Below are 15,128 nucleotides of genomic sequence, written 5' to 3' on the forward strand. Positions count from 1 at the left end.
GCCGGTTTTTAAATCTTTTTCTCTAGCGGCAGGGCCGCGTCCTAAAAGCGAAGCGTTCTCTAGCTGCGAAGCAGCGTCCTAGCCACTATAAGCGAAGCGCTCTAGCAACTAGCCACTGATTCACTTATGCGCCAAAGCATCCTCAGCCTTACAAAGCCCCACCTTCGCTTTCTCCTCTTCCAGAATTTCTTCTGGGAACTGGGACATAAAGCAGCAGCAGATTCCTTCGCCAATCATAGTGCGTGGGCCTAGTGGGTGGCCGATATGCTTGTACACACCATGCGAATGACCATGCTCGTGAGAATGGCCGTGTTCATGGCTATGTGAATGCCCATGAGAGTGCCCATGAGAGTGCCCGTTCGAGTGATCATGATGATGACCATGTGAATGATCGTGGCTATGATCATGACTGTGGCCATGCTCAGCGTCTGGGTTGAATTCAGCATGGTGGTGATGAACATCCACTTCACCAGCAGCCAAACGGCGCTGGAAGGATTCCATTAAGGTTTCATCACCTTGTGGCAGATCATCCAGAATTTCACGCACACGGATCTCGAAAGCATCAATCACTTTGTCGTGATCGTTTAGGTATGGCGTTTTGATAAATTCGATCGCTTGGTTTTCTTCTGCCACTTTATCCACATAACCGAAGATGCGTTTGATCAGACGGCCTGTGAATAGGAAGTAAGGTGCCACTACGATCTTCTTGAAGCCGAGCTTCATTAGACGCTCAAGACCTACGCCAACCGATGGGTAAGTTACGCCAGAGTAGACTGTATCAGCCCAACCAAAGCCCATGTTCTCGTTAACGATACGGGTTAGTTTTGCCGCTTCGGCATTGGCTTCGGTATCCGAAGTACCACGGCCAACAACCACCAGCATAGTGTCGTAAAGATTCTCTGGTGGGTTTTCTGGGTCTAAACCTAGAGATTCATAGATACGCGCCTGAAAGGCTTCGATCATTGCTGGGTGAAGGCCTAGCTCTTTACCGTAGTGAACGTTTACGCCTTCGTTCTTTTCAGCGTAAGTTGTCAGTACAGAAGGGATATCGTTTTTAGCGTGGGTTGCCGCAAATAGCATACCCGGCACGGCGTAGATATCTTCTACACCTTGCTCTAACAGGGAGTTAAGCCCCATATGAATATTCGGTGCAGAAAACTCTAAGAAACCATACTCTACCGGCATATCAGGGAAGCGCTTTTTTAACCCTTCCGCAACACGGCCAAACTCTCTTTCTGCATCTTTGTCACGGCTACCGTGACCACACACCATAATACCTTTTTTAGGCACAGGGCTTTCTCCAATCATTCGTAAAACACATTGTTATTGTACGGACTTTTTAATCAAATATGAGCCCGTTTATAGATCATTCCAGTGTAAGTAATAACTCACTTATAACCCGTTTTAATTTCTCGCACTGGTCTGCATTTCGAGTATCGACTAACCCACTGCGCAGCAAACAGTTTTTACTATCTCCCTGTGCTTTATCAACTGATAAATCACAGTTGAATTCTTCATCCAGAACAAGGCGGATCAGTATGCCCTGCTCGGCTAAAAATTGGTAAATCTGCTTGGCTTTTTCAGCGTCCAATTTAACCGTTAGAAACAGGCGATCGCACGATAAAAGCTCTGCATTAAATGTCCTAAGCAATGGCTGCCAAAGCTCTAAGGTTGCTTGCGCATTTTGGCTAATTTGCTGCCTAGCCTCGGCCTGCCATTTAGCATCATTCAGCGCTGCGATGGCCACAGCTTGTGCTGGACCATTTACCGCCCAAGAGCCTAGTTCCGTTTGTAACTTTTGCAGTATCTGTTGATTAGCAAAGGCAAAACCCAAACGAATACCGGCTAAGCCAAAGAACTTACCGAATGACCTCAGCACTAGGATATTACCTAGCTGCTCAAACCGATCATAATCGCTTAAAACGCTCTGTTCAGGGCTTAGATCAATAAAGGCTTCATCCACAATAAGATAAGCGCCCTGCTGCATCTGCTCTGCCCAGCGATAGATCTGCTCTGGGGTAAACTTAAGCCCTGTTGGATTATTCGGATTGATCAGTAACAGGTGCATCGCAGAACCTGAATTTAGCTGCTGTTGGATACGTTGCTCAGAGGCAATCTGATCAGTTGCTGGATAATAATTCAGCTCTCGCTTCTGCTGTTGCCAGCTATAGCGATGTTCTTGGTAACCACAATCGGGTAGCAGGATCGGTAACTCTTGCGACACTAACGGTAGCACTGATGGCAACAACTCAATGATCTGCTGCGTGCCATTAGCCGCCACGCCCTCAGCGCCATAGTAACTTTTAACCGCCGCTTTAAATTCAGCTGATTGATAAGGTAACTGCTGAAAGCAATGTTCGCCTATCTGAGGTACAGGGTAAGGTACTGGGTTGATACCTGTGGATAGATCCAACCATTCCTCTACCGGAATACCGTATTGCGCAGATGCCGAGATCAGATCGCCACCGTGAATCAAATCACTCAAGAGCTCACCCCTGAGGTAATCGCCACCGCTAATGCCAGTGTTACATAAAGGCCAATACCCCACAGCATGAGTACGCGGTTCACCAAACCACAGGCATCCTCGATACTCTTTGCCGAAGGTTGATCACCTTCTACTGGGCCGAGTGGTGGACGCTGCTGAACTTCACCGTGATAGATCGCAGCACCACCTAGCGAGACATTAATCGCTCCAGCACCAGCGGCCATCACAGGGCCAGCATTTGGACTCTTCCACGTTGGTGCTTGCTGCTTCCAGCTATCCAGTGCGATCTTGGTTTCACCTACTAGTGCATAACTTAGGGCAGTAAGACGTGCAGGGATAAAATTCAACAGATCATCGATACGCGCCGCACACCAACCAAAATGCAGGAAACGTTCGTTTTTATAACCCCACATGGCATCCAATGTATTACTCAAGCGATAGAGCACCACCCCAGGGATACCTAAAAGGCAGAACCAGAAGATTGCCGCAAAAATCGCATCGGCACCGTTCTCTAATACCGATTCAGTTGCTGCCGAGGCTACGGCTTTTTCATCTAGCTCGGAGGTATCGCGGCTAACAATCATCCCTACAGCGGTGCGAGCGCTATCCAAATCACCTTGATTAAGCGGTTTAGCAATAGCTAAAGCATGACTGAGTAAGCTCTGCCAACCGATCGCTAAGTACAGCACTACCCCGCCCACTACCGCAGAAAAAACCGCCGAACCTGACAACAACAGATCAATAATCAATGCGGCGCAAGTTAACGGTATAACAGCCAATAACCAAGCAATAATACCGGATCGCTTCTGTCTGTTTGTGGCCGCAGTCCCCTGATTTAATCTCTTCTCTATCGCTATGGCTAAATTGCCAAAGCCCACTAGCGGATGGAATCGCTTAGGCTCTTTGAGGAAGTAATCTAACAGCAGCGCGATTAATAAACTTAAAGCAATGCTCATGCAGGTTCCCCAGCCTTTTCATCTAAGCCATCTGCTTCTAACTCAAGCAGGCTAAGTATCTTTTCTAATGGCATAACCACTTCGACTTCATCCGCTAGACGGTTGATCTGCGCTTCACGGAATGCTGGGTAGTCAAAGCTATTCTGTTGATCCAAACCAGCCCAATCTAGCCACGCTTGCAGTAGTTCGGGTTGATCAAATACGCCGTGTAGATAAGTGCCAAGCACCTGATCACTTGGATCACGTACACCGTCGGTGTGGATAACACCCTCAACATCCAACTCAAATAGCGGGTTATCTAAGGCTTCGCCGCTACTAATACCGGCATGGATCTCGTAACCTGTCACTGGTGTATCTGTACCGCAAAGCACGCCCTTAACATTACGCAGCATCTTATTACCAGTCAGCGAGGTTTCCATCGGTAGAATTCCCAACGCTTCGCTCGACCCGGCTGAGGATTCGATCTGCTCTGGGTCGTGAATCCACTCCCCTAGCATTTGATAGCCGCCACAAATACCGATCAGCTTGCCGCCAAAACGCAGGTGACGTTGAATCACTTTGTCCCAGCCGTTCTCTTTTAACCAGTTAAGGTCGCCACGGACATTCTTACTGCCCGGTAGAACGATAAGGTCTGCCCCAGAAAACTGTTGTGGATCACGGATAAACTCGCAATCCACTTGAGGATGCATTCGAAGCACATCAAAGTCGGTATGGTTACTGGCACGAGGATAGATTGGTACAACCACTTTAAGTTGCTGCTCACCGTTGCTCTTTTGCTGCTGATTAACCGCGTCTTCCGCCTCGATATGCAGATTCATCACGTAAGGAATTACACACAAAACAGGTACGCCGGTTTGTGCTTCCAACCAATCCAACCCCGATTGCAGCAAGCTAACATCACCGCGGAAGCGGTTAATCACAAAGCCTTTAACGCGGGCTTTTTCAGAATCAGACAGCAGTTCATAAGTACCCAATAGATGAGCAAACACACCACCGCGATCAATATCCGCAACAATAATTACCGGGCAATCCACTGCCTCAGCAAAGCCCATATTAGCGATATCGTGCTCACGCAGATTGATCTCAGCAGGACTACCCGCCCCTTCAACAATCACGGCGCTGTATTTCTCTTGTAGCTGGGTATGGCTTTTCACCACTTCGGTTAGCAGCTTAGGCTTAAACGCGTGGTATTCAGTCGCCTTCATATTACCGATGGCTTTACCGTTAAGAATCACCTGAGCACCAATATCACTGTTCGGTTTTAGCAGCACAGGATTCATCTCTACCGAGGCTGGTAGGTAACAGGCTTCAGCCTGCACCGCCTGAGCACGACCGATCTCGCCACCCTCTGCAGTAACCGCACTGTTCAGCGCCATATTCTGTGGTTTGAACGGCGCAACAGAGACTTTATGCCGAGCAAGAATACGGCACAGAGCAGTAACGACGATGCTTTTACCGGCATCCGACGTGGTGCCTTGAGCCATTAGGGTGTGCGGATTTTTAAAGGTGCTCATTTAATTCTCTTTGTTCCTGTAGGAGCTCACCCTGTGAGCGATACTTTTCGGCCAGAGGGCTGGCCTCCTACATGGCACTTTCTTGTTGTTCATCTAATTCAAGCAATAAATCTTGTAGCTTCTCAGAATATTCCCCCGGCTCTTGCCATAAGCCACGCTGAGTCGCTTCGAGTAACCGTTCTGCCATCTCTTCTAGGGCATGGGGATTGTGCTGCTCTAGGAACTCGCGGTTTTGTTGGTCAAACACCAGTGCATCACTGACCTTTTCGTACTGATAATCGGCGATCAAGTTAGTGGTGGCATCGTAAGCAAACATATAATCGACGCTGGCGGTCATCTCGAACGCGCCTTTATAACCGTGTTCCTGCATGGCATTGATCCATTTTGGATTGAGCAAGCGGGAACGAATTACACGGTTCAGCTCTTCTTTAAGGGTGCGAATCTTGGGCTTTTGCGGATTAGAGTGATCGCTGTGATACACCTGTGGAGCTTCACCGCGATAGACTTCAACCGCATTGCTCATACCACCTTGGAACTGGTAGTAATCATCGGAATCGAGCAGATCGTGTTCGCGGTTATCTTGGTTCTGTACCACCGCTTCCAGTTGCGATAGCTGATGCCGGAATGCCTGCGGTGCAGCCACGCCATCACCTTTTTGATTACCGTACGCGTAACCACCCCAGTTTAGGTAGGCCTCTGCCAGATCGCTTTTCTGTTCCCAGCAGCGCTCATCGATCAAGCCCTGCAAACCCGCACCATAAGCACCTGGTTTACTGCCGAAGACACGGTAACTCGCCTGACGTTGCGCTTCCTCCGTAGACAAACCTTGATCGAGCAGTTCCTGCTCACGCTTGCGGATATTCTGCGCGATCGTGTTGCTCTCACCCGGTTCTTCCAGCGCTGCAATTGCTTGCACAGCTGAATCATAAAGCTTCATCACATTAGGGAAAGCATCACGGAAGAAGCCTGAAACTCGCAAGGTGACATCGACGCGCGGTCGCCCTAATAGCTGTGAACTAAGTACCTCAAAATCCACAACACGATTCGAGCCCGGTGCCCAGATAGGTCGAACGCCCATCAAGGCAAAGGCTTGTGCTATATCATCACCGCCGGTACGCATAGTCGCTGTACCCCAGACCGATAAGCCCAGGGTACGCGGATAATCACCATGTTCCTGTAAATGACGCTCGATCAGCGCTTGCGCAGAACGTTCACCAATCGCCCATGCCGCCGGAGATGGGATAGAACGGTTATCCACCGAGTAGAAATTTCGCCCTGTGGGCAGAGTATCCAAACGACCACGAGTTGGTGCGCCACTTGGGCCCGGATTAACAAACTCACCACCTAAACCAGCGATGAGCGATTGAATCTCAAGCTCGGCACTTTGCAGTAAGGCCTTGTGGATAGTGGCACGGGCGTACGCCAGTTGTTTTGCGGTTCTAGGTAGATCACTTAAGGTTTCTAACGAGTTATCTGCCAAGACATAGTCTGTTACCAACTGAGCCGCGAATAGCTCCAAACGTTCACGAGTATCCGCCTCACTGCGCCAATCATCTTCGCTAAGTTCAGCAAGTTGCGCTGGCTTTCCACCTAACCAGTTTTTACTGCCTGCTTCTAGCGGGTCGAAAAGATCTCCGTCTAGCTCGGAACCAACGGTCAGAGTCAGATCCTGCACTAAGTTATGTAGTATGCCCTGACTGTCGGGATCATCACCCCGTGGCAGACGTAACAACGCCACTAAAGTGTCTGCCAGTTTTTCTGTTTCAGGCAGTTCGCCCAAACGATGCAGACCATGACGGATCTGCGCCTCTTTAATATCACAAAGGTAAGCATCTAGTTCGTTGAGTACAGCATCTTCATCATCGGAAGTTTGACCTAATTCTTCTAACAGATGGGTATTTTTGACCTGTTTTAGGATCTCATCACGCAGCCACTGCTGACGTTTATCATCCATCCCCATCGCTTGGTAATACTCATCCACCAGCCCTTCCAATACGGCCATTTCACCGTAGGTTTCGGCACGAGTCATCGGCGGCATAAGATGATCAATAATCACCGCTTGGGTACGGCGCTTGGCCTGCGCACCTTCACCGGGATCATTAACAATAAAGGGGTAGAAGTGCGGCATTGGCCCTAGAGCGATATCCGGCCAACACTCTTCAGATAGCGCACTGCCCTTACCCGGCAACCACTCTAAGTTACCGTGCTTACCTACATGCACTACCGCATCCACTTGATAGCACTCTCGCAACCAAAAATAGAATGCTAGATAGTTATGCGGTGGGATCAGATCAGGATCATGGTAGTTCGCTACCAGATCGATGTAAAAACCACGGGCAGGCTGGATACCGATAAAGGTTTCACCTAAGCGAATACCGGATAGCATCAAGCGGCCATCACGGTATTTAATATCCTGCTGTGGTTCACCCCACTGATCGATCACCGCTTGTTGGCAGACTTGCGGAAGCTTGGCAAAACAGCGCTGATAATCCTCCAGCGACATACTCTGCCAGCAAGGCAGGTTGTGTAGGGTATTCGGGTTGTTCGTTACTGCACCTAGCAGTTCCTGAATCAGGGCATCGCCATTTTCAGGAATATTCTGCAGTGGATAACCGGCTGCTTCTAACGCTCTTAGAATATTCACCGCAGAAGCTGGCGTATCTAAACCCACACCATTACCGATACGGCCATCTTTGGTTGGGTAGTTTGCCAAAATTAGCGCAATGCGCTTTTCAGGATTGGGCTTGCGTGCGAGCTGAGCGAACCTAAGCGCTAACTGCGCCACAAAGCCTGCGCGTTCTTGATGGAGTTGATAACGCACCACGGAAACTTGGCTGCGTTCATCAAAGTGATCTTCGGTCTTAAAGCTCAATGCACGGGTATGCACCCTGCCATCCATCTCTGGCAAAACCACCTGCATGGCAATATCGCGGCTGCGTAGACCTTGCGAGTGCGTTAGCCAATCATCTTCGGTACTACTGGATAGCACCAACTGCAGAACAGGCACTTTGCGCACAAATGGCGAGTAAAACTCACTCGGCTGCGAACACAGATCGGGGCTTGCTACTGTATTGGAGGCAAATCCCGTGCTGTTGATAATCAGGTTGGCACCGCTCTGTTCTAGAAGTGCATTCACTAGCGCTAAAGATTCCGCATCTTTAAGCGAGGCAATCGCGATCGGTAATGGTGCTAAACCGTTGCTTTCGAGCTGTTCGATCAGTTGATCAAACATACGGGTATTGCCACTTTGCAGATGGCTACGATAGAACAACAGCAGTGCTACCGGCTTATCGATATCGCACTGGCGTTGTTGCCACTCTGGAAAAGTCGCTGCCTGCACAGTATTTTTTGGCGTGTTTTTAGTAGCCGGCAGATAGATCATGCATTTAGGTAGCGGCCTTGGCTCATGCCATAGACGCTCTGAATGCAGATATTGATCTGTTAAGCAGTTCAGCAGTTGCAAACTGTTATCCACACCGCCTTCACGCAGGTAGCGCCAGATCCGCATCGCTTCGCTATCGCTTACCGAACTAGCGGAGAACAGTTCTGGATCGGGGGTATCATCCCCCGGCACGATAATTAGCGTGCGGCTGCTATCGGCTTGCGCCCATGCTTGTAGGCGTTCGAAGCCATATTGCCAGTAACTCGCACCACCTAAGAGTGACAGAACAACCACTTTAGATTGCTCCAGCACTTTATGCTCATACAGATCATAAGCAGCAGGTTTTAGCAGCTGCATCCAGTTGGCTAGGCGCACCGAAGGTTGATCTCCCCCTACACCTTCAATCTGCTCATCCGCAAAAAGACACGCAGCATCAGACAGCGCGGCAAGCGAGCTATCGGCTGCAGAGAAGATGATCATATCGGCCGGTGTCTGGTTTAAGTCGATGATGCCTTCATCATCGACAAACCCGCCCGGTTGCGCTGCTAATAGGTGCATAAAATCAGTCGTTAGTTGCTAGAAGCCAGAATTAAACTAGAGCTTCTTCAAGCGCGGTTTTGATGGTTGCTTCGTCGATGCCTTTGCCGATAAATACCAACTGAGTTTTCGGCTCATCGTTGCCCCAAGGACGATCGAAATACACATCCAAACGCTTACCTACCGCCTGCATTACCTGACGCATCGGCTTGCCCGGAAGTGCCGCAAAGCCTTTAGCACGGTAGATGTTAAAGTCGCTTAGTAGACCTTTAAGAACGCTTTGCAATTTTTCACTGTCCACTTCGCCAATAGAGATGACAAAAGAATCAAAATGATCGTGGGCGTGGTCATGATCGTGCCCATGATCATGGTGATGATCGTGGTGATTATGTACCGCTTCGATACGCTCTTCTGTTGCACAATCTAGGCCCATCAACATCTCAAGATCCGCTTCACCGTTGCTGATGTAAGAGGTCTTCACTTCAGCAGGCACTTTGGCATTTACAACCGCTTCTACCTGAGTGCGCTGCTCTTCTGCGAGTAGATCGTTTTTGCTTACAACAACTAGGTCCGCAGCACTTAGCTGATCTTCCAGAAGCTCTTTCAAGCTTGGATCATGATCTAGGCTCTCATCCGCTAGACGCTGTTCTTGAACTTTAGCTTCATCATTTGCGAAACGACCAGCTGCAACCGCAGGACCATCGATTACAGTGATGACCGCATCAACGGTGCAGTACTCTTTAATTCCCGGCCAGTTGAATGCCTGTACCAGCGGTTTAGGTAGCGCAAGACCACTGGTCTCAATCAAGATGTGATCGATATCATCACGACGCTCAACTAACTGCTGCATTACAGGTAAAAACTCTTCTTCTACTGTGCAGCAGATACAGCCGTTCGCCAGTTCGTAGAATCCGTTCTGGTCTTCAGCCGTTGCCGCCGACTCATCTTCACAATCAAGAGGACAGCTACGTAGCAAGTCAGAGTCGATATCCAACTCACCAAACTCATTTACAATCACGGCGATACGCTTGCCCGCCGCTTGCTTCAAAACACTAGATAGCAGTGTTGTTTTACCGCTACCCAAAAAACCTGTTACTACCGTGGTTGGAATCTTATTCAGTTGCATAACTGTTACTCTGTTGTCTCTTTTACAAGTTTTGCTTTGTGTTCTTTCTTGCGGAATACGTGAGCCTGATCCTTGTCGTACAGATAGGAATCGGCAAAATCTTCGGTATCCAATACATGACCGACCAGAATCAAAGAGGTGCGGGTAAAGCCCTTTTCGCGAACTTTAGCGACAATATCACCCAAAGTGCCGGTCACTTTGTCCTGATCTGGCCAAGAGCTGCGATAGCACACAGCTACCGGGCAGTCTTCGCCATAGTGCGGAATCAGCTCTTCAACAATCTTATGGATGCGAGTTACTCCCAAGTGGATCGCCAAGGTTGCACCACTTTGCGCCAGTTGCGGCAAACGCTCACGCTCAGGGAACGGCGTCTTACCTTCGTAACGGGTCATGATGATTGTTTGGGACACACCTGAAAGCGTCAGCTCTTTCTTCAGGTAAGCCGCTGAAGCCGCTACCGCACTAACACCCGGAATCACTTCGTAATCGATCCCTTCAGCTTCTAAACGGCGGATCTGTTCACCTATTGCGCCATAGAGCGATGGATCACCACACTGTAAGCGTGCAACGTCCTTACCCTCTTTATGAGCCTGAATAATATGATCGGTAATCTGATCCAGATCGATCGTAGCGGTATCGATGATCTTCTCCGCTTTGCCTTCAACCGCTTCCAGTACTTCACGAGGAATCAGAGAACCGGCATAAAGCACCACTGGGCACTCCTGTAATACGCGATGCCCTTTCAGGGTCATTAGCTCAGGATCACCCGGACCTGCACCGATAAAGTAGACTGTCATTTCGTTTCCTTAATTATTGGATTTGTAGGTAGAGATATTTTTCTCTGACAAGGCGAAAGCGCACGCAGAAGCAGAGTTTACTTCCAGTAAATGAGCATTCGAGTACGCTTTAAACGAAGTCAGAGGGAAATAGATCACATACAAACCTATAATTTCTTCGAGTAACCGCGCGGCGTGTACACCCACTCTTTTGAGCCATTGACGATATGGCGAGATTCGCTATTACCGACGCTTACTAGTGTGAACATATCTACATCTTTAGCATCCAGCTCACCTAAGGTAATAATGCGGATCGATTCATCTTCACGCGTTAATTGACGACCTAGTAGCACTGGCGTTTCCGCTGGGCGATACTGCAACAAGATGTCGCGAGCATGATTTAGCTGCCAATCGCGTTTTTTAGATACGGGGTTGTAGAAAGAGATTACAAAGTCACCGCTACCTGCACTGTGGATACGTTTCTCGATTGTTTCCCAAGGGGTTAACAGATCAGAAAGCGATACCGTACAGAAGTCATGGCCCAACATTGCACCAACGCGGCTGGCACCCGCCTGCATTGCCGAGATACCTGGGATCACTTCGATATCCACATCTAGCCATTCAGGATGATCTTCTTTGCCCTGTAGCTGTTGATCCAGAAGCTCAAATACCAATGTTGCCATGGCATAGATACCGATATCGCCACTGGAGATCAGTGCAGTGGTTTTACCGCTTGCCGCCAGATCTAACGCTAAACGCGCGCGACCAATCTCTTCGCCTAAAGGCAGATCATGGTGTTGTTTGTTATCACAAACGTCACCCAACAGATCTAGATAAAGACCGTACGCCACTAGATCGGAACTTGCTTTGATCGCTTCCAAAGCTTTTGGCGCTACAAGCTGCGCATCACCCGGGCCTGTGCCCACTACAAATAGTTTTGACATTAATTATTCATCTGCCGTTATAGCTTCTCGCAATCGCGCAAGTCGCTTTCTTCGTTTTCTGTTTATTCAAGACCAGCTCAGGTTGTTGCCCAGTTTGCCGCTTGGCACTCAATAGGGCTGCTGATTCCGCTACGCCATAAACACCGACAGTGTTGAACACATACTCGGATCGAGTGCTCAGCAGCGGTTCCATCTCAGATAGCTGGTTTTTATCCCAAGTCTGATAAGGCTTATCGAGCTTTTCAGCCAACTCAATTAAGCCAACCTCGTCTGCTTTGATATCGATGCTGCTGATAGAACTGACCTGATCTAAGCTCAAGCCCGACTGTTGCAGACATTCCAGCAACAACCGTTCTAATTCATCCACAGGGCAGCCACGTTCGCAGCCCATGCCCACGCTATAAACTGGATTTAGGTAGCCGTTAGCTGTGGTAATCACCGGCTGCGCATTTAACAGCTTAGAGACTTCTAAAGCCCAGTTATTAGCGCCCCCTTCGTGACCTGATAACAGCGGAATTACAAACTGCCCTTGTTCATCGATCACTAGTACAGGCGGGTCTTGATATTTATCCTGTAGCACCGGCGCTAAACTGCGCATAACAATGCCAGTGGCACAGATAAAGATCAGTCGCTCACCATTTATGAAAAACTCCTGAACTTGCTCCGCAAAAGGTTGCGGTTTATACGTCACTTCCGCTTCAATCGTGGATCGAAGTCGCTCAGCAAGATTCTTCCCAGCCTCTGTAAGAGCGATGATCTTGGTTGTACGAGAAGCCATTAGCGGCTATTCCTCTGACTACGGGTAATCACAAACAACGAAAAGTAAGGGCCCGCTTCTGCTTCGAGTTCACTAGCATCGTTCACAATGCGTTGATTATCGCGGCCGATATATTCCAAATACTGGGCATCCGCAGTGCGCCCGCTCTCAGCCAGTAATTTAAGTAAACGAGGGCGTGCCTGACCCGCTTTCATAATCACCAGCGAATCATTTTGTTTAAGCGCGGCAAGTATCTGTTCATCAGTATGGCGACCACTCACTACGCAAAACATCTCTTTCAGCATGGTAAGCGGATGAACTAGAGTAGCTGCTGCGGCATTTACCGAGGTGATGCCCGGTACAACTTCGCAGGTAAACCGATCTTGTAAACGTTCCAGTAGATAACTGAATGAGCCAAAGAACAGCGGATCACCTTCACAGAGGAAGATCACATCTAAGCCCTGCTCTAACTGTTCAGCAATGGCCGCCGCACCTTGATCATAAGCCTCATTCGCTTTGTTGCGATCCGTAGACATCGGCATATAGATCGGAATACCCGATTGCGCTGTCGTCGCAGAATAGATGGCATCGGACGCGATGTTCTTCGCTTGTGATTCACCTTTGTCATTCACCAGATAACTGATCACATCAGCGCTCTGGATTAGACGCCATGCTTTAACCGTCAGAAGTTCGGGATCACCTGGCCCTACACCAACACCGATAAAACGGCCTTTCACCAGATTCATACAACATCTCCGGTTTTAACAAACTTAAACAAATTAACCGGTAAGTTCGGTCGATACATCAACTGCCCTGCTAAGGTTTCACCACGACTGACGGCCACTTGGGTGGTTTCCAATTGGCTATCTTCAGCTAACGAGCGTTCTTGCCAGAACTGCATCAATAGCTGTTTGGTATTTTCAGTTACCGCACTCGCCACCAGTACACCACCGATAGGCAATAGAGCCCATACTTGGGCTAGCAATTGAGGCAGTTCACCATCACTACCACCAATAAACACCTTGTTTGGAGAGGCTAGCCCTTCCAATGCTTCAGGCGCACGCCCTTCAACAATTTTAAGATTGCTTACCACGCCAAAACGCTGGCGATTCGCTTCTAAGCAACTTAGGCGATCTGGGTGATGCTCGATCGCATTCACGGTCGCTAGCGGCTGCCAATAAGCAAGCTCAACCGCTACGCCACCACAACCAGCACCTATATCCCAAACCTGGTCATCACGGCTTAACTGCATCAATGAGAGAATCATAAGTCTGACCTCACGTTTACTGATCATCCCTTTACCCGGTTTATCTGTATCAGTAATAAAGTGCTGATCAGGAATACCCGGAAACTCAGGTAGGTAACCTTGATTTGAACCCGGTTCGATAAGGGTCAGATGCAGTGGATCAAACTTATGATCTGCTTCCACTAACTCCGATGCAAAGAAACTACGAATCTGCTCGTCTGGATAACCTAAGGTTTCCAATACGGTCAGCTGTGCTTGTGGAAAACCTGACTCAACACAGTGTTGAGCAAGCACCTGAGGATAACTTTTACTGTCTGTCAGGATCAGCAACGGCTGGTTCTGGCGTAAACGTGTTTTCAGCTTTTCAACTGGACGACCGTGCAGGCTTAATACTTCTAGATCCTGCAGGGCCAGACCCAAACGGTGGCAGGCCATCTGTAAGCTCGAAACCGCTGGATAGAATCTCAAATCTGACTGGGAAAAATAGCGGCTAAACCAGCGACCGATGCCATAAAACAGTGGATCACCTGAGGCTAGAATCATCACTGATTTTTCTTCAGCAATCCCCCCCTCAACCAGTGTTTTAAGTTCAGCTAGTTTTGGCAGTTCCGTGGTAGCTTTATCTGATGGCATCAGCGCTTTGATGGTCGACAACTGACGCTCAGAACCGATCACCAGATCAACTTGCGCTAAAGCCTGCTGTGCATCCGAAGACAGCTCAGCCAGATGAGAAACACCTAAACCAACTACGTGGATCATCAGTAATACTCCCCACGATTACAGCGCAGTAGCGCATTACAACTGGCGGCTGATACAGCACTACCACCTTGACGACCGAGCAGCGTTATACACTCAATACCCAGCTGTTCGTGAACATCCCACAATGCCTGCTTCGATTCAGCAGCACCGACAAAACCCACCGGCATACCGATAATCAACGCCGGTTTATCTGCACCCTTTTCGATCATCTCTAACAAACGAAACAATGCAGTAGGCGCATTGCCAATCACCACGACACTGCCGGCCAATGAATCACACCATAGTTCTACCGCTGCCATAGAACGGGTCTCACCCGTTTTTTTTGCCAATTCAGCGGTACGTGAATCATTCAGATAACAGCTAGGTAAACGCTGAATCATGCGTTTAGTGATTCCCTGACGCACCATCTCCACATCACAGAGAATTTCGCACTCTTGAGACAGCGCAGCCATGCCAGCTTCACAGGCGTTTTGACTGAAGCGCACCTGTTCAGCCAGCTCAGGCATACCTAAGCTGTGCACAATACGCATCACAACTTGTTGCTGCTCACGATCGAAGTGGCTTAGCTCAGTTAGCTCGCGAATCTGTCGAAAGCTATCTTTCTCTATCGCCTGTGGATTAATTTCGTACTCAAACGCCACGCTGT

12 protein-coding genes are annotated in these 15,128 nt (G+C 48.9%); all 12 read right to left on the reverse strand.

Annotation, left to right across the window (positions count from 1 at the left end; all coding sequences use genetic code 11):
- Window positions 1–120: 120 nt before the first annotated feature.
- Complete coding sequence (locus ACMXYO_RS11925; protein WP_415885328.1) at window positions 121–1,308, reverse strand: sirohydrochlorin chelatase; 1,188 nt, start codon at window positions 1,306–1,308, stop codon at window positions 121–123.
- A gap of 58 nt (window positions 1,309–1,366) precedes the next feature.
- On the reverse strand, window positions 1,367–2,485 hold the full coding sequence (locus tag ACMXYO_RS11930) for a threonine-phosphate decarboxylase (protein ID WP_415885329.1): 1,119 nt from the start codon (window positions 2,483–2,485) through the stop codon (window positions 1,367–1,369).
- Window positions 2,482–3,441 carry an adenosylcobinamide-phosphate synthase CbiB gene (cbiB, locus tag ACMXYO_RS11935; protein ID WP_415885330.1) on the reverse strand — a complete coding sequence of 320 codons (960 nt, stop codon included), beginning with the start codon at window positions 3,439–3,441 and terminating at the stop codon, window positions 2,482–2,484. Before cbiB ends, ACMXYO_RS11930 begins: the two co-directional genes overlap by 4 nt.
- A complete protein-coding gene (locus tag ACMXYO_RS11940) occupies window positions 3,438–4,955 on the reverse strand; it encodes a cobyric acid synthase (protein WP_415885331.1) in 1,518 nt (505 codons plus the stop codon). The genes cbiB and ACMXYO_RS11940 overlap by 4 nt, the downstream gene beginning before the upstream one ends.
- 67 nt (window positions 4,956–5,022) lie before the next feature.
- Window positions 5,023–8,895, reverse strand: a complete 3,873-nt coding sequence (gene cobN, locus ACMXYO_RS11945) for a cobaltochelatase subunit CobN (protein ID WP_415885332.1) — start codon at window positions 8,893–8,895, stop codon at window positions 5,023–5,025.
- A 31-nt stretch (window positions 8,896–8,926) separates the two neighbouring features.
- Entirely contained in the window at window positions 8,927–10,000 is a 1,074-nt protein-coding gene (cobW, locus tag ACMXYO_RS11950) for a cobalamin biosynthesis protein CobW (RefSeq protein WP_415885333.1), read from the reverse strand.
- Between the two features lie 5 nt (window positions 10,001–10,005).
- On the reverse strand, window positions 10,006–10,797 hold the full coding sequence (cobM, locus tag ACMXYO_RS11955; RefSeq protein WP_415885334.1) for a precorrin-4 C(11)-methyltransferase: 792 nt from the start codon (window positions 10,795–10,797) through the stop codon (window positions 10,006–10,008).
- 146 nt (window positions 10,798–10,943) lie between these two features.
- The gene (cobJ, locus tag ACMXYO_RS11960; RefSeq protein ID WP_415883875.1) at window positions 10,944–11,720 is read right to left on the reverse strand and encodes a precorrin-3B C(17)-methyltransferase; all 777 of its coding nucleotides are present in this window, start codon (window positions 11,718–11,720) and stop codon (window positions 10,944–10,946) included.
- Between the two features lie 7 nt (window positions 11,721–11,727).
- On the reverse strand, window positions 11,728–12,498 hold the full coding sequence (locus ACMXYO_RS11965; RefSeq protein WP_415885335.1) for a cobalt-precorrin 5A hydrolase: 771 nt from the start codon (window positions 12,496–12,498) through the stop codon (window positions 11,728–11,730).
- Window positions 12,498–13,223 (reverse strand): precorrin-2 C(20)-methyltransferase, encoded by a 726-nt coding sequence (cobI, locus tag ACMXYO_RS11970; RefSeq protein ID WP_415885336.1) that lies wholly within the window; start codon window positions 13,221–13,223, stop codon window positions 12,498–12,500. The genes ACMXYO_RS11965 and cobI overlap by 1 nt, the downstream gene beginning before the upstream one ends.
- The gene (gene cbiE, locus ACMXYO_RS11975) at window positions 13,220–14,482 is read right to left on the reverse strand and encodes a precorrin-6y C5,15-methyltransferase (decarboxylating) subunit CbiE (protein ID WP_415885337.1); all 1,263 of its coding nucleotides are present in this window, start codon (window positions 14,480–14,482) and stop codon (window positions 13,220–13,222) included. The genes cobI and cbiE overlap by 4 nt, the downstream gene beginning before the upstream one ends.
- The gene (locus tag ACMXYO_RS11980) at window positions 14,482–15,123 is read right to left on the reverse strand and encodes a precorrin-8X methylmutase (protein WP_415885338.1); all 642 of its coding nucleotides are present in this window, start codon (window positions 15,121–15,123) and stop codon (window positions 14,482–14,484) included. Before ACMXYO_RS11980 ends, cbiE begins: the two co-directional genes overlap by 1 nt.
- Between the last annotated feature and the right edge of the window lie 5 nt (window positions 15,124–15,128).

Source organism: Neptuniibacter sp. QD37_6 (assembly GCF_047778085.1).
GTDB lineage: Bacteria > Pseudomonadota > Gammaproteobacteria > Pseudomonadales > Balneatricaceae > Neptuniibacter.